Annotated in this window: 24 protein-coding genes; 11 read left to right on the forward strand and 13 right to left on the reverse strand. The window is 35.8% G+C overall.

Translation table 11 applies throughout. The annotated features are described in order from the left end of the window. Positions 1 to 751: pentapeptide repeat-containing protein (locus tag ACIR131C_RS23340; protein ID WP_051347626.1), on the reverse strand; the 751-nt coding region annotated here is incomplete at its 3' end. Positions 752 to 976: 225 nt separating this feature from the next. Here ACIR131C_RS23340 and ACIR131C_RS26925 point away from each other — a divergent pair. The 3 genes from ACIR131C_RS26925 (at position 977) to ACIR131C_RS0118675 (ending at position 1,537) form a co-directional block, all read left to right on the forward strand. Then, positions 977 to 1,066 carry a type II toxin-antitoxin system HicA family toxin gene (locus ACIR131C_RS26925; RefSeq protein ID WP_231395498.1) on the forward strand — a complete coding sequence of 30 codons (90 nt, stop codon included), beginning with the start codon at positions 977 to 979 and terminating at the stop codon, positions 1,064 to 1,066. Beyond that, positions 1,063 to 1,278, forward strand: a complete 216-nt coding sequence (locus tag ACIR131C_RS0118670) for a type II toxin-antitoxin system HicB family antitoxin (protein WP_028091414.1) — start codon at positions 1,063 to 1,065, stop codon at positions 1,276 to 1,278. Before ACIR131C_RS26925 ends, ACIR131C_RS0118670 begins: the two co-directional genes overlap by 4 nt. A 61-nt stretch (positions 1,279 to 1,339) precedes the next feature. Next, positions 1,340 to 1,537, forward strand: a complete 198-nt coding sequence (locus tag ACIR131C_RS0118675) for a DUF2281 domain-containing protein (RefSeq protein ID WP_028091415.1) — start codon at positions 1,340 to 1,342, stop codon at positions 1,535 to 1,537. 35 nt (positions 1,538 to 1,572) lie between these two features. Here the strand turns inward: ACIR131C_RS0118675 and ACIR131C_RS0118680 are convergent, their stop codons facing one another. The 8 genes from ACIR131C_RS0118680 to ACIR131C_RS0118720 form a co-directional block, all read right to left on the reverse strand. Further along, a complete protein-coding gene (locus tag ACIR131C_RS0118680) occupies positions 1,573 to 2,337 on the reverse strand; it encodes a hypothetical protein (RefSeq protein ID WP_028091416.1) in 765 nt (254 codons plus the stop codon). Next, on the reverse strand, positions 2,330 to 2,713 hold the full coding sequence (locus ACIR131C_RS0118685; RefSeq protein ID WP_028091417.1) for a hypothetical protein: 384 nt from the start codon (positions 2,711 to 2,713) through the stop codon (positions 2,330 to 2,332). Before ACIR131C_RS0118685 ends, ACIR131C_RS0118680 begins: the two co-directional genes overlap by 8 nt. Before the next feature lie 4 nt (positions 2,714 to 2,717). Next, entirely contained in the window at positions 2,718 to 3,812 is a 1,095-nt protein-coding gene (locus ACIR131C_RS0118690) for a hypothetical protein (RefSeq protein ID WP_028091418.1), read from the reverse strand. A 97-nt stretch (positions 3,813 to 3,909) separates the two neighbouring features. Next, on the reverse strand, positions 3,910 to 6,552 hold the full coding sequence (alaS, locus tag ACIR131C_RS0118695) for an alanine--tRNA ligase (protein ID WP_028091419.1): 2,643 nt from the start codon (positions 6,550 to 6,552) through the stop codon (positions 3,910 to 3,912). 161 nt (positions 6,553 to 6,713) lie between these two features. Further along, complete coding sequence (locus ACIR131C_RS0118700; protein WP_231395499.1) at positions 6,714 to 8,447, reverse strand: hypothetical protein; 1,734 nt, start codon at positions 8,445 to 8,447, stop codon at positions 6,714 to 6,716. 53 nt (positions 8,448 to 8,500) lie between these two features. Then, positions 8,501 to 8,854 (reverse strand): hypothetical protein, encoded by a 354-nt coding sequence (locus tag ACIR131C_RS0118705; RefSeq protein ID WP_028091421.1) that lies wholly within the window; start codon positions 8,852 to 8,854, stop codon positions 8,501 to 8,503. Between the two features lie 371 nt (positions 8,855 to 9,225). Beyond that, positions 9,226 to 10,080: a Uma2 family endonuclease gene (locus tag ACIR131C_RS0118715; protein ID WP_028083465.1), complete on the reverse strand. Its 855-nt coding sequence runs from the start codon at positions 10,078 to 10,080 to the stop codon at positions 9,226 to 9,228. A gap of 35 nt (positions 10,081 to 10,115) precedes the next feature. Then, a complete protein-coding gene (locus tag ACIR131C_RS0118720; protein WP_028083464.1) occupies positions 10,116 to 10,796 on the reverse strand; it encodes a hypothetical protein in 681 nt (226 codons plus the stop codon). 179 nt (positions 10,797 to 10,975) lie between these two features. Between ACIR131C_RS0118720 and ACIR131C_RS0118725 the strand changes: the two genes are divergently transcribed. The 3 genes from ACIR131C_RS0118725 to ACIR131C_RS0118735 all read left to right on the forward strand — a co-directional run bounded on the left by ACIR131C_RS0118725 (position 10,976) and on the right by ACIR131C_RS0118735 (position 14,663). Continuing rightward, positions 10,976 to 11,554 carry a Uma2 family endonuclease gene (locus tag ACIR131C_RS0118725; protein ID WP_028091423.1) on the forward strand — a complete coding sequence of 193 codons (579 nt, stop codon included), beginning with the start codon at positions 10,976 to 10,978 and terminating at the stop codon, positions 11,552 to 11,554. 76 nt (positions 11,555 to 11,630) lie between these two features. Continuing rightward, positions 11,631 to 12,995 (forward strand): cytochrome P450 family protein, encoded by a 1,365-nt coding sequence (locus ACIR131C_RS0118730; protein WP_028091424.1) that lies wholly within the window; start codon positions 11,631 to 11,633, stop codon positions 12,993 to 12,995. Positions 12,996 to 13,016: 21 nt separating this feature from the next. After that, positions 13,017 to 14,663 carry a lipoxygenase family protein gene (locus ACIR131C_RS0118735; protein ID WP_028091425.1) on the forward strand — a complete coding sequence of 549 codons (1,647 nt, stop codon included), beginning with the start codon at positions 13,017 to 13,019 and terminating at the stop codon, positions 14,661 to 14,663. A 67-nt stretch (positions 14,664 to 14,730) separates the two neighbouring features. Here the strand turns inward: ACIR131C_RS0118735 and ACIR131C_RS0118740 are convergent, their stop codons facing one another. From ACIR131C_RS0118740 to ACIR131C_RS0118755, 4 genes are all read right to left on the reverse strand, one after another. Beyond that, positions 14,731 to 15,864 (reverse strand): hypothetical protein, encoded by a 1,134-nt coding sequence (locus ACIR131C_RS0118740; RefSeq protein ID WP_028091426.1) that lies wholly within the window; start codon positions 15,862 to 15,864, stop codon positions 14,731 to 14,733. Continuing rightward, positions 15,845 to 16,744 carry an adenine-specific DNA-methyltransferase gene (yhdJ, locus tag ACIR131C_RS0118745; protein ID WP_028091427.1) on the reverse strand — a complete coding sequence of 300 codons (900 nt, stop codon included), beginning with the start codon at positions 16,742 to 16,744 and terminating at the stop codon, positions 15,845 to 15,847. The genes ACIR131C_RS0118740 and yhdJ overlap by 20 nt, the downstream gene beginning before the upstream one ends. A gap of 121 nt (positions 16,745 to 16,865) precedes the next feature. Beyond that, complete coding sequence (locus ACIR131C_RS0118750; protein ID WP_028091428.1) at positions 16,866 to 18,770, reverse strand: ABC-F family ATP-binding cassette domain-containing protein; 1,905 nt, start codon at positions 18,768 to 18,770, stop codon at positions 16,866 to 16,868. A gap of 70 nt (positions 18,771 to 18,840) precedes the next feature. After that, positions 18,841 to 19,257, reverse strand: a complete 417-nt coding sequence (locus ACIR131C_RS0118755) for a DUF1824 family protein (RefSeq protein WP_028091429.1) — start codon at positions 19,255 to 19,257, stop codon at positions 18,841 to 18,843. Positions 19,258 to 19,673: 416 nt separating this feature from the next. Here ACIR131C_RS0118755 and ACIR131C_RS0118760 point away from each other — a divergent pair, with 416 nt between their 5' ends. The 5 genes from ACIR131C_RS0118760 to ACIR131C_RS0118780 all read left to right on the forward strand — a co-directional run bounded on the left by ACIR131C_RS0118760 (position 19,674) and on the right by ACIR131C_RS0118780 (position 24,205). Next, positions 19,674 to 21,482 (forward strand): ABC transporter ATP-binding protein, encoded by a 1,809-nt coding sequence (locus tag ACIR131C_RS0118760; RefSeq protein WP_028091430.1) that lies wholly within the window; start codon positions 19,674 to 19,676, stop codon positions 21,480 to 21,482. An 82-nt stretch (positions 21,483 to 21,564) separates the two neighbouring features. After that, positions 21,565 to 21,927 carry a four helix bundle protein gene (locus ACIR131C_RS0118765; protein WP_028083458.1) on the forward strand — a complete coding sequence of 121 codons (363 nt, stop codon included), beginning with the start codon at positions 21,565 to 21,567 and terminating at the stop codon, positions 21,925 to 21,927. A gap of 98 nt (positions 21,928 to 22,025) precedes the next feature. After that, on the forward strand, positions 22,026 to 22,454 hold the full coding sequence (gene ccmS / locus ACIR131C_RS0118770) for a beta-carboxysome assembly chaperone CcmS (RefSeq protein ID WP_035372464.1): 429 nt from the start codon (positions 22,026 to 22,028) through the stop codon (positions 22,452 to 22,454). 56 nt (positions 22,455 to 22,510) lie between these two features. Then, positions 22,511 to 22,954: a hypothetical protein gene (locus tag ACIR131C_RS0118775; RefSeq protein WP_028091432.1), complete on the forward strand. Its 444-nt coding sequence runs from the start codon at positions 22,511 to 22,513 to the stop codon at positions 22,952 to 22,954. 30 nt (positions 22,955 to 22,984) lie between these two features. Continuing rightward, a complete protein-coding gene (locus ACIR131C_RS0118780; protein ID WP_028091433.1) occupies positions 22,985 to 24,205 on the forward strand; it encodes a bifunctional sterol desaturase/short chain dehydrogenase in 1,221 nt (406 codons plus the stop codon). The last annotated feature ends 153 nt before the right edge of the window (positions 24,206 to 24,358 follow it).

Consider the following 24,358-nt stretch of genomic DNA (forward strand, 5'->3'; position numbering starts at 1 on the left):
TTGCATCTGTTAAATCTGCTCCTGTTAAGGTTGTTCCTAATAAGTTAGCTCTACTTAAATCCTGTCCAGAGAGATTTCTATTTTCTAATTCTTTATTAGTAATTTCCCAAATTAAATTATATTTTTGATTTATTTTCGTATTATTATCAATAATCATACCTTTTAAACAAGTATGATCTAAACAAGCATTTGTTAAATCAGCACCTGAGAAATCTGTATTTTCTAACCTTATACCTTTAAGATTTGTACCTCTCAGATTTGCACCTATTAACTTTGCATCTCTCAAATCTGCTTCTCTTAAATTTGCATTTTCTAAATTTGCTTCTGTTAAGATTGCGTCTTTTAAACTTGTACTAACAAAGAAAGGGTAATAGACTTTTCTTCCATGATGTAACTTTGCACCAGAAAGATTAGCTTTAGTTAAATCAGAACCAGAAAGATTAGCACCACTAAGGTCTGCATAAATTAAAATTGCACTACTAAGGTTTGCACAATTTAGGGTTGCACCACTAAGATTTGTACCACTAAGATTTGCACGATGTAATTTTGAATTATTTAAGATGATTTTTGTTAGATTTTCATTGCTAAAGTTGGAAAACCACCTATTAAACATATTATTAAATTCAATATTTCCGTTATAGAATATATGATAACTAAAATCTCTTTCACCTTTCTTATAAAGCTTTATAAGTTCTATATCTTCCATTTCTATAAGTTCTCTATCTTCCATTTCTACTTGACTAGAAATCATACAACTCCTTAAACTAACTTAATAAATAACATTGTCTATTCTGTAGATTAAATATATTATACTTGTTAAGGAGGTATTTTTACCATTAATTTATCAAATTACTAATCACGCTATGATAGTAAACAATGAAAGTCAAAGAAGTTCTCAAAATCCTAGAAGAAGATGGTTGGTATATAGATCGGAGGTAGTCATCGTATCCTCAAACATCAGATTAAATCGGGTATTGTGGTAGTAGCGGGTAAACTTAGTAAAGACTTAGCGGAAGGAACTCGAAGGAGTATTTTTTCCCAAGCACAACTGGAGGATAAACAATGAAAAATTATGCAGTAGTCTATGAATGGGCAGGTAGTAATTATTCTGCTTATGTTCCAGATTTACCCGGATGTGTTGCTTGTGGTGATACTCTACAAGAAACAGAAGAACTAATTAAAGAAGCTATAGAATTGTATTTGGAAGTATTGAAAGAAGATGGAAAACCTATACCTGAACCTTCTACAGAAGTTGGTAAAATAGCAGTGACAATATAAATACAATTACTGCGGAAGCTGATATCATATCTGTTGACAATTAGTAAAGGGTAACATTTTAATGACAATTAAAGAACAAATAACACAAGAATTAGAAAAATTAGCTGAACCTGTGTTACAGGAAATCTTAGATTTTGTCCAGTTTTTACAAACCAAGCACCAACAAAATAAGATGCTAGAAATTACGATTATGAGTGAATCTTCACTAGCAAAAGATTGGTTGAAACCAGAGGAAGATGCAGCATGGCAGAATTTATAAAATGTGAAAATGTAATTTATTTTCAATTATTAGATTCATAAAAGAATTTTTAAATGAGGTGGTAAATCTACATCTTCTTGCCAATTTTCGACGGAAGCAGTAGGAAGACCACTTAACTCAGATAAATCGCTTATTTTTCTAATTAATAGTTCAATTAAAGTTCCATTTCTTGATAATTCAAATAAATCTTCCTTGTCTAAAACAATAATTATTTTATTTGTTCTAGCATGAAAAATTATTTGCAGGAGTCTACAATCACTTACTTTTTTTTGCCTTTCTTTACTATTTCGTTTAGGAAAGCCTGTTGCTCCGTTTAATGTAACAAAAATTCCAAGACCTGCATCTCTCAAATGATGTTCCATAATGCTACATAATCGAGCAAATTGTTTATGTGGTAAAGTAGCTTTTGTAGCTTTAGCTTCAATTACTATATTTCTCTTATTCCAATCTAGATATAAAGTTTCACACACCATTTTCCAAGCATGATCATTACCACTGATTAATAAATCATATTGAGGTCCTGCTGATTGAAAACTTTTAGTTCGTTGAACTCCTTGCAGTCCATTAAAAACTAAAAGTACAACTTGCTCCAACAGTTTTCCAGCTTGTTGTCTTTGTTTGAGTGTAGGTTTCTTTAATTCTGTAAATATCTTAAATTTATCTAAATATTCACAAAGTTTATCATCTGCTTTATACAAATAAGAAGCCAATTTATTTGATCTAATACCGCTAGAGCTATTTTTTACGCGTTCCCATGCCTTAATAGCATCTTCAACAATCTCATCATCTGAACTAGGCATGACTTGATTCCACAAATTCACGTTGTTTCACAAAATGTGCCATGAAATCATAAGATAACTCATTATAATCATGTACACTCTTTTCACAATGCGGGCAAAACCATGGCAAGTTAGGAAAGCCTTGACCAAATGGAATCGCATCAGCGGGTACATCTGGATCACAATTATGATATATAAGCAGTTTCATTTCACAGAGTCCTTCTTCTTCAAGTATCGTTAAGACTGCAAGAGCATCAGAGTATTTTATACCCAACAGCACAGCAAGTTGGTGCGGCATCATATTATTGGTTGATGCCGACATAAAATGCTTACTCAGTTCAGCCTTTTGTTTTTCAGATAAGAAGTCCAAATTACCCTTGTGGATGAAGCTAGTCATAACTTTAGCCTTGAAGTTCAAGTTCTTTTAGTAGAAACTCAAGAACAGAGGTACTACCACCATAGCACTTTATGTGCTGAAGAGAATCTTGCGTTTTGTCAGATTTTTCTCCAAAATAGCAGTGTGCTTTGATTACAGACTCTATTTTAACTTTTTTTGGCTCGTCTGTCTCCATTTCAATCGCAGTTAATTCCCTGCCTAGTGAAAACTCATAAGATTTAGTACCCCACTCTTTGATCAAGGTTAACACAATTGCATCTTCAGCATCACTCATTTTACCAGAATCACCTACCAAACCCAGTTTCTGTAAAACCGACTCAGCTAGTTTTTCTGACAAAGCTTGTAATCCTCTGACATCAATCTCTGGAACTCCAGCACTGCGAGCATTTATAGCCAGTCCTGATGCTTCTGCTCTAATGCGTAAGTGTTTCCATTTATAAGCAATACCATCTATTGATTTATTAAGATATTTATCCCACATATCATGCAGAACAAGTTTATGAAGATTAGGAAATTTCCAGTTTGCTTGACAATGATTAGCTAATTCATCAAAAAATCCAGGAATATGATGCCAAAATGGAAATTGAATAGCTTCTATGCGTTCACTAGTTGTTGAACTCAAACTAAATCCATCCCAAAATAAAGCTACATAATCTTTTGCTACTTCTGCAATAACAGACCAACGAATATCACGTTTATCTGGTCGTTTACCTGAATCATCAATTTTATGAGTTCGGATATACCATTTTTTGTGGGGTTGATTTGCTTCCTGAATTGGTCCGTACCAACCATCTTCCCCAAACTCTTTTAACAAAAATGCAGCAGGTTTTAGATTTGGTGTAAGAACATGAGTACCCTGTTTCAAACTCAACCATGTTTTTCGCTGTTTCACATATTCCAGTAATATTGTTTCTGGAGTAACCTTACCTTTGTCAAGTGCGTTGGCTATCTCGGCTGCTAATTCAGCCTTTTTCAGGCGACTTGAACCTGATAGAATAGGTTTGAGGGTTTCAACAGTAAATTCAGGACTTAACAGAAATTGCTCAGAAAATTCTCTACCTGGGGTATGTCCATTATCAACAAAAGCGTCAATAGTCATAAAATATTAGTCAGGATGTTGCGTTGATGCACTTGAAAAGGTGTTAAAAACAGTATAGCAAAATACAGGGCAGACAAGATGCCTACCCCACAATATGTTAGGTTAGAGATGCTAACAAATCATTTTTTGCAGTTTCTAAAGCCTCCGGTAACTTACTCGCGTCACGTCCCCCAGCTTGCGCGAGATTGGGTTTTCCACCACCACCACCTCCACAAATTTTCGCTATCGTTCCCACAAATTTTCCCGCTTGGATTCCTTTTTTATTCACTTCAGAACTAAATGCTGCAACAATACTCACTTTCCCGGCTTCGGGAATAGAACCTAAAACCACAGCACCATTACCGATTTTTTGCAGCAATCTTTCCGCAGCAGCTTTTAATGATTCTGGGTCAATATCTGCCATTTGAGCAACAATAATTTTATGTTCTCCGATCATTTCCGCAGTTTGTAATAAGCTGTCAGATTTAACAATTGCTATTTGTGATTTCAGGCTTTGAATTTCTTTTTCATTGTTGCGAAGTTCGGTTTGTAAAGTGGTGATTCTGTCGGGTATTTCTTCGGGTTTGACCTTAAAACGATCGCACAAATCTTTTGTTACCATATCACGCACATTCAAATAATCCAATACCGCAGCACCAGAAACCGCTTCTATTCTTCTCACCCCAGACGCAACTCCGGCTTCAGAAATGATTTTAAAAACGCCAATTTCCGCCGTATTATTAACATGAGTTCCCCCACATAATTCCATGGAAACACCGGGGAAATCAATCACGCGCACTTGATCACCGTACTTTTCCCCAAACATGGCCACTGCACCTTTCGCTTTTGCTTCTGCTATGGGCATCTCCTCGATTGTAGCACCATGGGCTTCAGAAATCCAACTATTTACTAATTCTTCAATTTGGATAACTTCCTCACCGGTTAAAGCGCGGGGACAGTTAAAATCAAACCGCAATCTATCAAAAGAAACCAAAGAACCAGCTTGAGAAATTCCTTCATCAACAACTTTCTTTAAAGCAGCTTGTAATAAATGAGTTGCTGTATGATTAGCTTGAGCGCGACGACGACAACCGCGATCAATTTGGGCGGTAATATTGTCACCAATTCTAATTGTACCACGTTCAATGTATCCAAAATGAATAAAGAAATCAGATTCTTTTTTCACATCTTCAATTCTGACTAAAACACCATCACCACTAATATATCCTTTATCCCCAATTTGTCCCCCAGATTCAGCGTAAAAAGGAGTTTTATCAAGAACAATTTGTACTTCTGTTCCTGCTTCTGCTGCTTCTTGGGAAACACCAGCAACTAACAAAACTTCGATTTTTGCAGTAGTTGTTAATTGGGTATAACCAATGAATTTTGTAGAGTGAATATGTTCTGCTAGTTTATCCAAAGAACCTTGTACAGTTAAATCAATAGTTTCGTGTGCTGCTTTTGCCCGTTCTACCTGTTTTTGCATTTCTGCATTAAAACCATCAACATCAACAGTGAGGTTATTTTCGGCTGCGATTTCTTGGGTTAATTCTAAGGGGAATCCGTAGGTATCATAGAGAGTAAAAGCACTTTCCCCACTAATAGAAGTTTGTCCTTTTTGTTTGATATCTTGGATAATTTCAGCTAATAGCTTTTCTCCTCTATCAAGAGTTTTCAAAAAGTTAACTTCTTCTCTTTGTAATTCGGCTTTAATAGCAGCTTCTCTTTGTCGCAAATTGGGGTAAATTGATTCCGAAATAGAAATTGCGGTTTCTGCAACTTGGTTAATAAATTCCCCAGCAATTCCTATTAATCGGCCATGTCTGACTACCCGACGAATTAAACGCCGTAAAACATAACCCCTACCAACATTAGAAGCGCGAATTTCATCAGCAATCATGTGAACCACAGCACGCACATGATCACCAATTACCTTTAAAGAAACTTTCGTATTTTCATCACTTTTGTGATAATCAATTTTGGCAATTTTCGCCGCAGTTTCGATAATTGGGAAAATCAAATCTGTTTCATAATTATTAGGAACTTTTTGGAGAATTTGCGCCATTCTTTCCAAACCCATTCCCGTATCAATATTTTGATTTTGTAACGGCGTTAAATTTCCCGAAGCATCCCGATTATATTGCATAAATACCAAGTTATAAAACTCGATAAAACGCCCATCATCTTCTAAATTAATATGATCATCACCTAATTCCGGGTGAAAATCATAATAAATTTCCGAACAAGGACCACAGGGACCAGTAATACCCGATACCCAGAAATTATCATCAGCACCCATGCGCTTGATGCGTTTTTCCGTTACACCAATAGTATCGCGCCAAATGGCAAAAGCTTCGTCGTCTTCTTCAAACACGCTGACAACGAGATTTTTAGGGGAAATCCCAAACACTTGAGTAGATAATTCCCACCCCCAGGCGATCGCTTGTGCTTTAAAATAATCACCAAAGCTAAAATTCCCCAACATCTCAAAAAATGTATGATGGCGTTTAGTGCGTCCCACATTTTCGATATCATTGGTACGAATGCACTTTTGGGAAGTTGTAGCGCGTTTAAATTCCGCTGTCCGTTGTCCCAGAAAAATCGGCTTAAATGGTAACATACCTGCTATAGTCAGCAGCACAGTAGGATCTTCAGGAACAAGGGAAGCACTTGGAAGCGGTTGGTGTCCTCGTTGCGTGTAGAAATCAAGGAATAATTGACGAATATCGTTACCGCTAAGATACTGGAGAGTTGAAGACATGAGTGTTTAAGAAATCAAATTTAATTAAATTGGGAAAATCTGCAAAAAGCATCATTACTATTTATAACTTATGACAGCAAAGATGAAATATGCTTTATTAACCTCACAAAAATTGAATAAATTTTACAAAATAGATGTTTCTTATAATTCTACTCCTCCCGTTACCAGTGTTGAAGAAATATATTCAACCAAGATTTTAGTGTCTTAGCGCGTCGTTTAACTGTTGTTTCTGAAAGTTTTGGACATACTTCTAACAAGAATTGAGTCGCACTCTCAGGTTGAATATCTGAAAGATCATTTGCATTTTGCCAATTAAACCATGCTGATCCAACCTTTGATGATATAAATTGGTAAGCAAGAAATCTCTTTTTGGCTTCGTTTTGTAACCGATGCAGTATATAACAACTAGCTGTTGGTTCTTGTCGTTCATTTGCCAAACCAAGAATTTCTACTGCTTTTAGATAGTACCAATATTGTCTTTCGTGCAGTGCATCTATTTCCAAAAACTTCTGTCTGAGTATTGATGGAGATGATGGATATTGAGTTAATAAATATGCAAAATCTAGAACTCGTTCAAGGTTATCAGCTTGGGGAATGTCACGAGAAAGAACTCTAATATTCTGCTGCACAGATTCTTCCACTTTGGGAATATCTTCTGTAGAGATAGAGTTAACAAAATACAATTCTGGACTATTGGTAGAAACAGCTAAATTTACTCTAAGTTCATTTTTTTTAAGTTCTGCTACACAATCTTGCCAGCTATTAATTATAAATGACTTAATTTCATTTTTTAGGTGTTGCTGAATCAAGGCATGAAAATAAACACTTAATAATCGAAAGTATTGATCATTCAATAGTTTAGAGATCGCCAACAGATACAACAAATATAAATCATGCCCAAAATCAGTAAAGCCATTTTTTACATCTTCTACTGAAGAAAGAAATTTGATTGCATTTGCAAGTAAATTTGATTGATGATCACTTATATCAAGATGGAGGATTATTGTCCATGATCCTGGGATTGCTTGTGCTGGTGTGAAAGTGGGAAGTTTATTTATTTTCCCAATGTCTGCAATTTCTTGAAATAATCTTTCTAACTTATCAACTGCATTGGCAAGAATTGACCAAGGCTTGTTTTCTTCAGGATTATCAATACGCACTGCAATTGATAAACTATCATTACTAAAAACTGTTCCCAAAGCTGCAAGACATGAAGTAATTAGTCTATGTATATTGTCTTTGACTTGATAATAATTTGCGCCTTGCTCAGAATTTAAGATTTCAGGACTATATATTTTTTTGAGCAAATTACTAGCATCTGACCAAATACGTTGATCTGAGTATTGATTGTATTGCTTTTGCCCTGCTATTCTTAAAAATGTCTCTACTCCTTCAGACCACTCATCTTTGATATCTAAATCATCTACTTTATCTAATACTGATTGAGTCAGAGATTTAAATTCTTTAAGTTGCTTTCTTGTGCGAGGAGCTTTTGCATAATTTTCTCCCCAAGTAGATATAAAATCTAAAGTCTGTTCAGAAATAAGAGGATTTTCTTCAGAAAGACTCACCTTCAAAAAAGAATCTAGTGCAGGACTTAATAAAGCAAAAATAGGTAATTCCCAATCTTTAACACAAGATATAAGGCTAACAATACTAACTCTTGATGAACTATCAGAAGTTATATTATGTCGAGATAATATTGAGGCGAGAAGTAACCAAATTACATCATTGCTGACTTTTGCTGAATCTCTTTTAATAAGTTCGCGTCCCAATACTCCTAAACATATTTCCAAAACTTCTTGCGATCCTAGTGCAAGCAAGGTAGCAAAATCTCTCACACTTGTATCTAATTTTGTTAGATTAACAGATATTTTGGCAACTTCTTCTCTCACTCCGTCGCTATCGCCAGAGTCTAAAAATTGCTGTACTTTAGTGAGAGTAGTCGTCATTCTGCTTGTTGTGTAGGAATAAAAGTGATTCCGCTGCGAATTTCAATGTCAACACGGGCGTTGCTAATTGTACGCTTAGGATCTTGAAATGAGTGAGGTTGGGATTCAGGTCTGACACCACCTTGTTGACTAGCATTTTTAATGAAACGTCTAGCTTTGGCAAAGGCCTGTTTTCGTTCTAACTTTTCAGAGTTACTACATTCTCCTTCAATCTTAGCAAGAAATGATAATCCCTCTTCATCAGTAACAGGTTTTTCTTCTGCCCAAGAACGGGTGTAGCCTCCTCTCTTTGTTATATCATCTCCTTGAGCTTGTACTGCTCCACGGTATGGCGCTTGGGAACTGGACATATCAAACCCTAAAACCTGGTTAATTTACTGTCCCAAATTTTACCACAAATATATATATGACAATTTTCCCGATAATTTATGGGATAATTCTTGTGAATACACCTTCTTGTTTTCATGTCGGCAAAAGAATCTGATCTAAAAAACCAGGCTAAAGTAATATTAGATGTGATCGCATTCACTCCCTTTGAGCAATGTCAACCCTTAAACCGTAAGAGAGAATCGCTAGTTTTTTGGATACAGAAGCTTTGGGTTTTGCAGACTGTAACCCAGGGAGAGGACAATAAAAATTATGATGTCTAAGATCCCCGAATTTTTTATTTAATCCTATCAATAAATTATGATTTCTTGGTAGAAGTCGGGGATCTGAATCTTTAATCTATCTCTGGTTCAACACCTAAAGCACGCAATTGTGCAATTAATTTTTCTGTTTTTTGTCTTTCTTGATCTGCGCGTTGTCTTTCTTGGTCTGCGCGTTGTCTTTCTTGGTCTGCGCGTTGTTTTTCTTGATTTGCGCGTTGTTTTTCTTGATTTGCGCGTTGTTTTTCTTGATTTGCGCGTTGTTTTTCTTGATCTGCGGGAGTTAATACCCAATTACCATTTTTATCATACCAACGCAACCAAGGCATATTGACGTTTTTATAACTTCCTTCCCAAACTCCTAAACCTAATTCTATACTGGGTATCCAGAAGCGGGAATTTGTTAAATTTGCTTCAATATAGCGATCGCCATTTAACTGAAACATTCTAAACTCAGATTGATAACGATCAAAAATTGCGTAATAAGGTACTCTTAAAATCTGCTCATAAATCTCCCATTTAACAGGAGGTTTTTCCACATCTCGCAATGTTTGACCTAAATCTTCTTTTTCTGTTCCTGGTGATAGCAATTCAACGATAATATAGGGATTAACAGCTTCTTGCCACACTACATAACTTAATCTTAAATCTTCATGATCACCATATAAATATGGTACACCTAAAACCGCAAACCAATCAGGACGTTTATACCACAATGGATGACGAGAATCATAATACAGATTCATGTCACTACCTGTAAATATTTCCTGACTATGATAATTAGCAGGTGCAAATGTTTCTGATAATAATTGTGGTTGTAATAAATGGAATTGATCTGGCAAACCTTTCTCCTCTGGATCTTCACTCGGTAGATCATACATTGTGGGTAATGTTTCTTTAGGGGAAAGTGGCGGATCTGTTTGATACATTTTTCACTGTCCTCAAGCTATAATTTATATTTCTATTATGTCGCACTCTCACGAATCACCTTTTTACACTCTTGAACATCAACCCCTTTTTTCATTGCTGACACCAAAGCTTGATAACTTTCCCAATTCTCCTGAATCAGATTTTTAGATTGCAGCAAATGAAACCGTTGTTTTTGCTGATAAATATCCTCAGAAAAACCAAGAACCTGTAAAAATTGCATTAACTTAATTTTATCATCATTTCCACCTTGAGGAGCATCAAAAATCAAAGTTTCCGCAGCAATTCCCGCCATTAAAATTGTACAATAGCGTTCTAAAATTTGGGTACTAATTTCACCTTTTTCTATTTGCGTTGTTAACTCCCTATCATCTATTGATACCCCCCCTTGTCCTGGTTGTCCTTGTTTCCAAGCTTCCCACGCACTAAGAGTATAGCCAGTTATGGGGATTTCTAACAAGTGAGCCACGAGAAAATGACCTGCTTCATGATGTAAAATGCGTTCTTTATATTCTGGAGAAAATCGTGCCAGGAAGTCTAAAAATATCGTTCCTCCCTTACCTTGAAAGCTGAAATTATCTAAAGTTGCAATTCCTAAAAACGTCACTGTAGCTAAAGCTGGTATTGTGGGAGAAAGATGTATTAACGGTCCTAATAAAGTAGAAAAAGTCATCAGAAAAACAGATATAGCAACGAGATTTATCGCAGTTTGGCTCATGGGAAGTTTTTTTAATAAGTACGTTGGCGTTAAAAATTGTCGTTATGACAAGGGAACAGGGAACAGGGAACAGGTTTTGGGCAACTTTAACTTTTCGTTACTTGTGTCGGTTTTTTTCCGCTCACTTACTTCTAATATAATAGAATTATACCTAATTTCTCAGCCATCAAATCAAAATTATGCAATCTCCATTAAGTATTATTAGTGTTGAACAATACCTAGACGCTGAAAAATCTAGCGATATTCGCCATGAATATGTGGCCGGACAAGTTTTTGCAATGGCGGGTGCAAGCGAAGATCACAGTTTGATAAAAGGTAATATTATCGCTATATTACGTCCCCATTTGCGCGGGAGTTCCTGTCGTGCTTTCGTGTCAGATATGAAAGTAAAAGTTAAAATCAGAAATGCTAATATATTCTACTATCCTGATATTATTGTTACTTGTGATCCTGAAGATAAGGAAAGGTACTTTAAAACTCGTCCTAATTTGATTATAGAAGTTTTATCTAATTCCACAGCAACAATAGACAAACGTGAAAAACGCATCAATTATCAAACTATAGACAGTTTAAAGGAATATGTTCTAATTTACCAAAATCAAATAAAAGTGGAGGTTTGTCGTCAAGATGATCAAGGAAATTGGTCAACGGAAGTATTAGGAAAAGATGATAAATTACATTTAGATTCAGTTAACTTAACTTTGACAATGGCAGATATTTATGAAGATGTGATAGAACAAATAAATATCAAAAATTAAAAAATATTAAAAATATTGATCAAAACTCGATTATTGAATATATTTATTTATACTCAGAAGAAAAAAAATAACCTTTATGCGACCAACTACCAGACCAGAAACCAATTTTCAGCCATCATTATTACACAAAACCCTGAATAACTTTCAAGCCTGGGCAATACAGAACCCTCAAAACCCAGTCAGCCGTACCTTTTTGCCTATAATCAGTTTTATAGAGGGAACAATTGCCAATGATCCACCTTACCTAGATAGAAAAAGGCAAGTGCTGGGGGATGCCTTTTGTTGTGCGGGGGAAGTAGTATTAGGAGACTTTAAAACCCTAGAAACCGCCCTAACCTCACCCCAAGCCCGTGACTGGAGACTGGGAACTTCCATGCTTAGTTCTAGTCATAGTCCAGGAGTTGATCAAGGAGGTCGCAATGTTCTTTTAATTACTCTCTCAGACCCAGCAGCCGGTGGGGAAAATCATGATGCTTTCCGTCAGTGTGTTGATAATTACTTCTTTAATGAAGAAATGGTAATGCGTCAAAATGATCAAGTAGCACAACGTTTGTTCAATAAGTTAGCGGCTGATTATGTAGATAGAATTACCAATAATAGTTTAGAAGAATTTTTCAATAATGATCAACGAGATTGGATGGGCTTTTTAGTCCGGTATCTTCACTACGTTATTTTTGGCATTAATCCTGATGATGAAGCAACAATCAGAATTATCACAACCTTACACTATACCAAAAGGGGAACATTATATTATTTTGCTGGCAGCAGTAGTTTAGAAAAGTTAAATATATGGGGATTTCGTCAAGTTCCTAAACTAGTGGAGCAAGTAGCGACGATTTACGAAAATTCTCCAGCCTTAGCTAATTTTCAAGAGAACGATCCTAAATATCATAAAATGACGCGGCGAGAACTTGCAAAACTGATGGTGTCTTTAATGAGTATTGCCGGGTTGCAAGGGCCGCTACACTTGGGAAAAACAGCAATGGGTTATCAATCCCTTCCTGCTTACCAAGGTCGTCAAACTGATAAAATTGATGTTAAGAATTATTGGGACAGGCTCGATCTTAATGATCGTCCTAGTATTCAACTTTTTCTGTTAGAATGCGCCCGTCTGTTTATGCCTGTAAGTGCCTCTCACAGAGTGGCTACAGAACCATTTAGGGTGACATTGGCGGGTAAAGCGCGAACCTTTCCGAAAGGAACTAAAATTTTAATTCCTATGCTTTTGGGGATGTTAAGTGAAGATTTTTGGGGAAAAACTGCTTATGAATTTAATGCAAACAGAGAAAATCTTTGCCCTTTTCACATGGGTTTTAATTCCGTTGGTTCTCGTCATGCGGGCCGCATTTGTCCGGGGAAAGATTTAGCATTAGAAATGCTAACCAATGTTATTATTAGCGTGGGTAAAGCCCGTCGTTCTTACTTAAACCAAATATCCTAGTCCCTATCATAAATAAATATCATGCAGCCATTTCTACCTCAAAATGACCCGAACCCCTCACAACGCCAATCTTCTCTAGAGAAAGGCCGCAAAGAGTATCAGTTCATGTATGATTTTTTGCCGCCTATGGCAATGATCAAAAGCGTACCTCCCGCAGAGAATTTTTCTACTAAGTATATTGCTGAACGGACATTAGAGGCAGCAGAACTTCCTCTAAATATGATGGCTGTTAAAACTCATGCTATGTGGGATCCTTTAGATGAATTGCAAGATTATGAGGACTTTTTCCCAGTTTTGCAAAAACCTAATGTGATGAAAACCTATGAAACCGATGATTCCTTCGCCGAACAACGGCTTTGTGGAGTAAATCCGATGGTTTTACGTCAAATTAAGCAAATGCCAGCTAACTTTGCCTTTACCATTGAAGAATTACAGGATAAGTTTGGCAGTTCTATTAATTTAATTGAAAGATTGGCCACAGGAAATCTATATGTCGCTGATTATAGATCCTTGGCGTTCATTCAAGGTGGCACTTATGCCAAAGGAAAAAAGTACCTACCAGCACCTCTAGCTTTTTTCTGTTGGCGCACTTCAGGCTTTCAAGATCGAGGCCAATTAGTCCCTGTAGCCATTCAAATCAATCCCAAAGCAGGTAAAGCCAGCCCCTTGCTAACTCCTTTTGACGACCCTTTAACCTGGTTTTATGCTAAGTCCTGTGTGCAAATTGCTGATGCTAATCATCATGAAATGAGTAGCCATTTATGCCGGACTCACCTGGTAATGGAACCCTTTGCTGTTGTCACTCCTCGTCAACTGGCTGAAAATCATCCTCTGAGAATATTACTCAAACCCCATTTCCGGTTTATGTTGGCTAATAATGATTTAGCTCGCAAGCGTCTGGTTAGTAGGGGCGGTTTTGTGGATGAATTATTAGCAGGAACTCTGCAAGAATCATTGCAAATTGTGGTAGATGCCTATAAAAGTTGGAGTCTAGACCAGTTTGCTCTACCCAGAGAACTCAAAAATCGCGGTGTGAATGATGTCAAAAACTTACCACATTATCCTTATCGGGATGATGGAATTTTGTTATGGAATGCGATTAATAAGTTTGTATTTAACTATTTGCAGCTTTATTATCAGAGTTCAGCAGACTTGAAAGCAGACGCAGAACTGCAAGCTTGGGCGCGGGAATTAGTGGCTCAGGATGGTGGTAGAGTTAAGGGTATGAGCGATCGCATTGATACCCTAGAACAATTAGTGGAGATTGTTACTACTATCATATATATTTGTGGTCCGCAGCATTCGGCGGTTAATTTCTCCCAATATGAATACATGGGTTTTATTCCTAATATGCCCCTAGCTGCTTATCAACCAATTCAACAAAAGGGTGATATTAAAGACCGTCAAGCCCTCATAGATTTTCTACCACCTGCCAAGCCCACAAGTACCCAATTATCAACTGTGTACATACTTTCAGACTATCGTTATGACAGACTGGGATATTATGAAGAGGAAGAATTTACAGATCCAAATGCTGACCAAGTTGTGAATAAATTTCAGCAAGAATTGAATATGGTACAGAGAAAAATTGAATTGAATAATAAGAGACGTTTAGTAAATTACAAATATCTCCAACCAAGACTTATTCTCAACAGTATTAGTATTTAACTAATTGCAGAATAGACAAAACCCCATCTTGAATAATTAATTTTTAATAATATTAAAATGGGGTGTTTTATTCTTCATCATTCACTATTTCATCTTCCATATTAAACTCAATTCGATTTTGCAAAACAATTTCTTCAATTACTTGAATACCTCTTTTAAATTCCAAAACTTGATTAAATCGAAGCATTAGTTCGGGAATATTGATCACTTCTTCTATACATTTCATATATCTGCTAACAATAGCCTTGATTTTATATCTTACTTTTGCTTGCTCTTCAATTTTATTTAATAAATATTCAGGTTTTTGTTCCGTTTTGATCACAAAAGTCACTGGATATCGTTGCACTTTATCAATGTCTAAAAAATATTTTCCTGCATCTATAGTTTCTGTTACTTGAAAAAAACGACCCAGAGGTTTCATCACAAAATCTATACCACCATCATTCGCATTTGTACGTCCAGTTTTATACAAAATTAAATGCTCAAGATTTAATTCATCTTGCGACCAACCCCAATATATTACCTGTTCAGCATAATACTGTTTTAAAATTGCATAACTAACAATTTCAAATATTCTTGCATCTATATTTGGTTTTAATAAACTTTTGATAAATTCAATAGCTGTTTCTGGTGATTGTTCTTGAATTGCGAGCATTTCTTGACAATAAACCATAAATTCATTAAACGAATTCATTCTCGCTTGAATATAAGCATCAATGATATCTTTAATAGACTGAGCAATATTCATAAGTTGATCATCAATTTGGATTTTCAAAAGATTTTCATTAATCCAATATCTATTTATTGCTGAATCTCTTATTATTGGTAAATAAGGTGATGTACGAAAATATCGTTTAAATTCTTCATTTAAACGATGGTTAAGAGCATGATTTTGAAGTTTGCTACCAAAAGGTAGCTCTCTTTGTCTCGTTAACAATGCCATGTATTGCGAGCCTTGATAATCTTCGTATCTACTATTAATATGAAATTCATTGTTTAGATAATCTTCAACCAAAACATAGATAGCATAATGGTTAGCAAAGCTGGCTCTTGATTTAGAACCACGATTTGCAGCCTTAGTTTTAATATTTATGTACTGTAATAATTGACTATTATTTAAAATAATATCTCCATATCCAGGAAAATATTTATTTAGAATAGCAATTATTGTTTGTGTAAAATCATGCTGTAGTATTTGCATCAAAAATACTCCCCTGTTTAACATCTAAATCCAAATCTAGTTTTTTACCCTTTTTATTCTTAATATTATAGCTTTTTTCTGGCGATAAAAGTTTTTCTCCCTGATATTCTTGCATTCCCAAAACTCGTCTTAACCCAATTTTTAAATATTCTGCTTGAGATTCAATACTAATAGATTGTCTCCCTAAGCGTTTAGCTACAGCAGCAGTGGTAAAAGTTCCCGCAAAAGGATCAAGTATTAAGCTACCTTCATGACTACTGGCTAAAATAATTCTTTCTAACAATGACTCCGGTTTTTGTGAAGGATGATTTTCATACTCTTCCATGCGATATCTCACCCGAGGAAAATACCAAGCATTACCAGGCACTTTTTCTGTATTATAGGGAGTTGGTACTGATTTTCTGTAATCAATTAATTTACGTTCTGCGCCAGTTTTCGCTGCAATTTTGATGTGGTCTGCATTAAAAATATAATTATTTTTATTTTTTACACAATGAAGAATAGGTTCATACATTGAACCAAAATATTTTGTAGCTTGAACTCCAGAACTATCGTAATGCCAGATTATACGACTGAGAATAGTTAATTTTTTTCTCAAGTAAATGTCAAAATAAGGCATAGCTTGTGTACTTGTCATTACATAGATTGTGCCATTTGGTTTTAGGGTGCGGATACATTCATCAAGCCACTGATATGACCAATTTATATATTCTTCTTCTGAATCCCATTTGTCATGAAAATTAGCAAATTTTTTACCTATATTATATGGAGGATCAACAAAAATTAAATCAATTGATTCTGAGGGAATATGATTTGATATAATGCTGACAGCATCACCGTGAAATATTCTATTTTCTTGATTTTCATAGAGTTCAAACATTATTTTAATGGTGAAAATTCAGTGTTTAATCACGAAATTATATCATATATGGAAGGCAGAGCCTTCTTGATTTCATTCCCATACAGAGCATGGGAACGAGATAAAAGGAGATAAACAACCTCTAAGACTCCATTTCCGCTAATTCTAACCAACGTTCCGTGGCTACATCAATATTTTTCTTGAGGGTTTCCACCTGTTCATAAAGTTTTTGCACTTCGCTATAATTCCCCGCCATAGTTGTTAATTTCTTTTCTAATGCTGTTTTATCAGCTTCTAATTTGGCAATTTTTCCTTCTAATTCTGCAAATTCCCGTCTTTCCCAATTAGATAACCTGCGGCGTTTTTTGGTCTCTATAACTGGAGATGTCACCTTTTCGACAATGACAGCCTTTGGTGTTTCCTGTGGTTGAGCTTCCTCAGCTTTTTTATAATCTAAATAAATAGAATAATTCCCTGGATATTGACGTAAACTTCCCCCTGCTTCCAAAGCGAAAATTGTATCTACTGTCCGATCTAAAAAGTAACGATCATGGGAAACTACAATTACACAACCATTAAAATCTTCCAGATAATCTTCTAATACTGCTAATGTTTGGACATCTAAATCATTAGTCGGTTCATCTAAAATCAAGACATTGGGCGCACTAATAAGAATACGCAATAGAAATAAACGACGTTTTTCGCCGCCAGAAAGTTTATGAATGGGTGCATATTGTTGATTTCCTGGAAACAAAAATCTCTCTAACATTTGGGAAGCAGTGATTTTAGTTCCGTCGGATATTTCAATAAATTCTCCTTCTTCTTTAATATAATCAATTACTCGCTGATCTTCATTCACAGCCGTTAACAATTCTTCTGAATGTTGGTTAAAATAACCAATATGAATTGTAGTCCCAATTTCTACAATACCAGAATCTGGTTGAACTCTGGCGGTAATAATGTCCATTAAGGTAGATTTTCCTGCACCATTTCCACCAATAATACCAATTCTATCTTCTGGACTAAATTCATAGGTAAAATCCTTAATTAAGGTTCTACCATTGTAGGCTTTACTAACATTTTTGAGGTCAATAACTTTCTTACCAATACGACGACCAATGGTAGAAATATCAACCTTACCATTAAGTTGTTTAAACTCAGTATCTCGCAAAGCATGAGCGCGTTCAATTCTGGCTTTTTGCTTTGTACTTCTAGCTTTTGGTCCTTTTTTCAACCATTCTAATTCTCGTCGTAAAATTCCTTGATGTTTCCGTTGAGTGCTAATAGCGGACTCTTCAGCTAAGGCCTTTTTTTCTAGATAATAGGAATAATTACCAGTATAAGTGTAAATATCACCGCGATCAATTTCGATAATTTTATTAGTAACTCTATCTAGAAAATAACGATCATGGGTAATTAATAAAAGTGCGCCACGATAGCGATTTAAATAACTTTGTAACCATTCTACAGACAGGGCATCAAGATGGTTTGTCGGTTCATCCATTAATAATAAATCAGGTTCTGATATTAGGGCTGCGGCTAAAGCAATGCGCTTACGATATCCTCCTGATAATGTCCCAACTTTCACATCAAAATCAGCAATTCCTAGTTTTGTTAAAATGATTTTAGCGTTGGTTTCTACTTCCCATGCACCTGTGGCATCCATGCGCTGCATTACACTGGAAAGACGAGACATTAATTGACTATCATCGGGATAATGTGCCAATTTATCAGACAATTCTTCGTACTCTTTAACTAGGTGCATTTGTTCACCACTGTCAGCAAATACCTGTTCTAAAACTGTGTGATTTTCGTCTATATCTGGCTGTTGGGGTAAGTAAACAATTTTCGCACCGGAATTAACTAAAATTTGACCGCTATCAATTGATTCTAAGCCGGCGATCATTTTTAATAAAGTTGATTTACCAGAACCATTAGTACCAATTAAACCAACTTTGTCATTAGTATCAAGACTAAAATTAGCATCTTTTAAGAGTTCTTTAATTCCAAAATCTTTTTTAACTGACTGTAATGTAACAATGCTCATATTATCTGGTAACTAGTGATTAAGAATGAGGTGGGCAATGCCCACCCTAAAGACGATTATAAACGAAATTCTAGACAAATAAATCGAGGGGTAAATGTCCATACATTTCGTTAACTCCTCCCTCTTGATAGGACTGACAAGATACTAGCACTCCCCGATGATGACCAAAATAGGAATCGAGATAACACAAGCCATTTTTGCCATTTAATTTGATGTAAACTGGTCCTTCTGGTTGCGGTAAATCAGTTGGTGGTTGATAACCCAAGGCACGAGAATAGGTTTTCATGGCTAAAATTCCCTCTTCGGCTGTATCAGCACAAATACCTAAAATTTGATAATCAGTCAGACTGGTGACAAAAATTAATGCCTCCCGGGTGGGAATTTTCTCCGACGGTTTCAGAATGGGGGCGATATCCAGACAGTTGAATTTGTTGAGTATTTTCCTGGCTTCTGGCAGTGAGAGTTGCTGATAATTGGGAGTAGACATAATATGATTTGTCTAGTTTTACGTCTGGTTTAGGTTTTGGGAGTGAGATTTGATCACATTACTAGCATTTCTGAACAAAATCAAGATTGATATGACATATTCCGCTCTAAAAAAGCTAATAATTGCCGATAAAATTAGCACATCTTGTTTCTAGGTAATGTCATTATACCGTTGATTAACGCTCTGGTTTTGCTTGAGAATAATTTTGGCGATAATATTTTTCTAATATAATTGCTAAAACTGGAGTTTGCCAAATTAGAAGTTAACAATAATCGTCAAGGTTCGATGACGATAGATGCCAATTTATTCCTGAAGAAAGATAACTGTATCTATTATTTCAATTTTCATAGCCGATTAACTTGATTATATGGTAATATTAATTGTAAGTAATTAGCAATTAATAATTAGCAATTAATGTGAATATACTATTAAAATCTCCCCGCTTATCACAAAGGCGTACAAATTCTGTACATCCTCTCCAGCGTTTATTTAAGTATGGACATAAGTATACTAAACAAGTTCGGCTGGCCATTGGCGCTTCTATCCTGAATAAATTTTTTGATTTAGCGCCACCTGTATTAATTGGGATTGCGGTGGATGTGGTAGTCAAGCAAGATAATTCTATCATTGCTGGGTTAGGTGTCAAGGATATTTATGGGCAATTCCTGATTTTATCCTTGTTGACGGTGATTACTTGGGTGTTGGAATCATTGTTTGAATATGCCTATAAATTATTATGGCGCAATTTGGGGCAGAATATTCAACATAATTTAAGATTGTCCGCATATAAACACCTACAAGAATTAGAATTAGCTTATTTTGAAGAACGTAGTACGGGGGGTTTAATGTCTATCCTCAGTGATGATATTAACCAATTAGAGCGGTTTTTAGATGTGGGTGCAAATGATATTATTCAAGTCACTACAACTATTATCATCGTTGGTGGTGCATTTTTTATTTTAGCTCCTAGTGTGGCTGGGATGGCAATTTTACCCATGCCTTTTATTCTCGGTGGTTCGATAGTTTTTCAGAAATTTCTCGCTCCTCGTTATGCTGATGTTCGGGAAAAAGTAGGTTTATTAAATAGCAGATTGTCTAATAATTTGAGCGGAATTACTACCATTAAAAGTTTTACAGCCGAAGATTATGAATCTGCTCGTGTAGAATTAGAAAGTAATGCTTATCGTCACAGTAATGCAGTAGCGATCGCCTTATCTGCGGTTTATATTCCCATCATTCGGATGTTCATTTTAATAGCTTTTACAATATTGCTATTATTCGGCGGTATGGAAACAGTAGCCGGAAGATTGGCTGTCGGTGCTTATAGTTCTTTGGTGTTTTTAGTACAGCTTTTATTATGGCCATTAACCAGATTAGGAGATACTTTTGATTTATATCAAAGAGCTATGGCTTCTACTAACCGAGTCATGGATTTATTAGATACTCCTATGACAATTCCTGGAGGAAATATTGATTTACCTATAGATATGATTCGGGGAGCTTTAGAATTTAAAAATGTCAGCTTTGCTTATCAGAATAGAAACCCAGTTATCAAAAACTTATCTTTAGAAATTCCAGCAGGAAATACAATTGCTATTGTCGGTTCAACAGGTTCAGGTAAAAGCACTTTAGTTAAGTTATTACTGCGTTTTTATGAAGTACAAAATGGTAAAATCACTCTGGATGGAATTGATTTACAACAGTTAAATTTACGAGATTTACGCCGCGCTATTGGTTTAGTCAGTCAAGATGTCTTTCTATTTCATGGTACAGTGGGAGAAAATATTGGCTATGGTACTTTCACTGCTACTAATGAAGAGATCATCATGGCCGCGAAAATAGCAGAAGCTCATGATTTTATTATGAATTTACCCCAAGGTTATGAGACAATAGTAGGGGAAAGAGGACAAAAATTATCTGGAGGACAAAGACAACGAATTGCGATCGCTCGCGCAGTATTAAAAGATCCACCAATTCTGATTTTAGATGAAGCTACTTCAGCAGTAGACAATGAAACTGAGGCCGCAATTCAACGTTCCCTAGAACGAATTACGGTCAATAGAACTACTATAGCTATAGCTCATCGTCTTTCAACAATTCGCAATGCTGATTGTATTTATGTCATGGAACATGGTAAATTAGTAGAAGCAGGAACTCATGAACAACTGTTAGAAAAAAATGGCATTTACACCAGTCTCTGGCTGGTGCAATCTGGGTTAAAATAGAGAAAATTATCATAAAAGACTCTACCGGAGTTAGTATGATAAACTGGAGGGAACTCTTAACTGGGAACAGGGAACAGAAGGAATGTCAGATATTAATGACTTTAAAGACTTGATAATTTGGCAAAAAGGGATGGATATTGCTCAAAGATGCTATTTCCTTACTAAACTTTTTCCCAAGGATGAGTTATATGGTATGGTTCAACAAGTTAGAAGAAGTGCTGTATCTATTCCCGCTAATATATCTGAAGGATATGGACGAAGATATAGAGGAGAATATATAAGATTTTTAAGCATAGCCCAAGGGTCAGTTAATGAATTAGAAACTCATCTAATTTTATATCACCGAGTAGGATTATGTTCAGAAAAGGATGTAGAAATGATTCTTAATTTATTAAAAGAAGAAGGCAGAATGATTATTAGTCTTATTAAAAAACTAGAAAATTAATTTTTTTCCCTGTTCCCTGTTCCCTGTTCCCTTCTCTCAACTTCTCGGTTTAGCATAACAAGTACCTAATAACCAAATAAAATTACCAATTAACGATCATGTTTAGTATTCCCCAACCAGAAACAGAAGACAATAAATGGCGCAGACAATTAGATAAATTTGTCAAAAACAATCAGCCAGAACTAGCTGCACTTTTTTGGGGGTTGTGGTTAGAAAATGGCAATAGTCAGGGAACTATCGGTATTGATTTCCAACCCACTCCCCATTTTGTCTATTGTCCCCAATCCGAAATAGAAAAGTTGAATGAGCGAGTTGAAAATCGTCTCCAAGAAATTTTGGGAATTATTGATAATAATAAACCCGAAACAGAAGTAGTCATGATTGGAATTGGTAAAGGAGAAATTAAACTAATTCAATTCGCACCCAAATCATCACCAGAAGCCTGTTTTCATGAAATAGGAAAAGATGTAGATGGATTATTGGATTTACTAGAACAGCGATTAATTGAGCAAATTAGCGATCGCTAGAAGCATTGATTCTGCTAGAATAGATTAGAAAAAACACACAATAATTGCATGAATTTATGATTCACCATTTTTCTATTGCTGCTGAAAATCCCCAACATACAGCCGCAGTTCTCGCCGAAATCATGAACGGAAACGTCCTTCCCTTCGCTCCTCATTCAGGTAGTTACATGATGCTATCCCCCGACAAATACGGAACAGGAATTGAAGTTTATCCATTAAAAATTGTCATCCAACCTGGTGAAGGAGAACAAAGTTGTCAGTTTCAAGAAACTTCTCACCCCAACAATTTTACAGCTACTCATGCAGCCATTTCCGTTGATTCTACCCAAGAACAAATAGAAGCAATTGGTCATAGAGAAGGTTGGAGAGTTATCCGTTGTCGTCGTGCTTTCTTTGATGTGATGGAATTTTGGGTAGAAAATAGAGTCATGATAGAATTTCTCACACCAGAAATGACAGATCAATATTTAAAACTCACACAATCAGACAACTTGCTTTAATTCAGAAAAAGTGCTACTACTAGGAAAATGATGATTTTGGCTCAAAGCTTAACTATTGACTCGATTTTAGTAAATAACTGTATCCAATTCACAACCTGGGGATTTTCCTCCCTCCTACTCGCGGAAATTGTCAGAGATGCTTATCATGCTTTGTGTCATCAAGTCACATGGTTAGCGAAGTGGCATAATAAACATCATGCTGTATATAAACGGGATTTAACTTTAATTTCTCAAAAAGCCTACGTAGACTCCCAATTGTATCACGATATCGTCGAATCGGTAATACTAGTAATCATCTTAACAATAATTGCCTTAGTAGCCCATCAATGGGGGTTATGGTTAGGAGTCGCTTATGCTGTTACTTTTTTATACGGTGCATCCCTGCGATATTTCCAGGGAACAATAGATACAGACTACAATCATTTACCCGGACCATTAGACGCAATTCCCTCCGTTTGGTGGGTAAATAGAAGCTATCATTGGCGACATCATTTTGATGATGTTAATGCTTACTATAGTGGTGTTTTTCCCCTAGTAGATAAAATTCTGGGAACAGGGCTTTCTCTCAAAGGTAAAACCGTAGCTTTAACAGGTGCTTCTGGTGCATTAGGACAAGCACTAGTAGAAGAATTATTAAAGCATAACGCCAAAGTGGTGGCATTAACAACCAACCCAGAAAAAATTACAATTCAACCGCGTGTTAAAGTTATCAAATGGGAATTGGGTAATGAAGCACAACTACAAGAAAGTTTAGAAAAAGTTGATATTCTCATTATCAATCATGGGGTAAATGTCTATGGAAATAGAGATTCTACTGCCATTTATAACTCCTATCAAATTAACACATTTTCCGCCTTAGAATTGATAGATATTTTTTCTGCAACCGTCAGAGGACCCCAAGACAAAGCCACCAAAGAAATTTGGGTAAATACATCAGAAGCAGAAGTTTCTCCAGCCTTCAGCCCTTTGTATGAACTGAGTAAAAGAGCATTAGGGGATATTGTCACCCTCAAAAGATTAGATCAAAATTGTGTAATTCGCAAATTAATTTGCGGACCATTCAAAAGTCAATTAAACCCCTATGGTATCATGTCAGCGTCCCAAGTAGCAAAGGGAATTTTATTTTTCGCCAAACGAGATTTTAGAAATATTATCGTCACAGTCAACCCCTTGACCTATATACTATTTCCCCTCAAAGAATTTAGCACCTGGTTGTACTATCGGATGTTTAGTAAAGGAACGAAAAGCTAATAGTTATAAAAATAACATTGCTAAATAAAATCTAACAGTCTCCTTTCTCTTCACCTCTGTGTCCTCTGTGCCTGGAGTGGTTCGTATTGTGCGGGCAAGATGCCCGCACCACAAGAGTTTCATGATTCAACTTTGTACCTCATCAGAGCGGAA

The sequence above is a fragment of the Dolichospermum circinale AWQC131C genome, assembly GCF_000426905.1.
GTDB classification, from domain to species: Bacteria; Cyanobacteriota; Cyanobacteriia; order Cyanobacteriales; family Nostocaceae; genus Dolichospermum; species Dolichospermum circinale.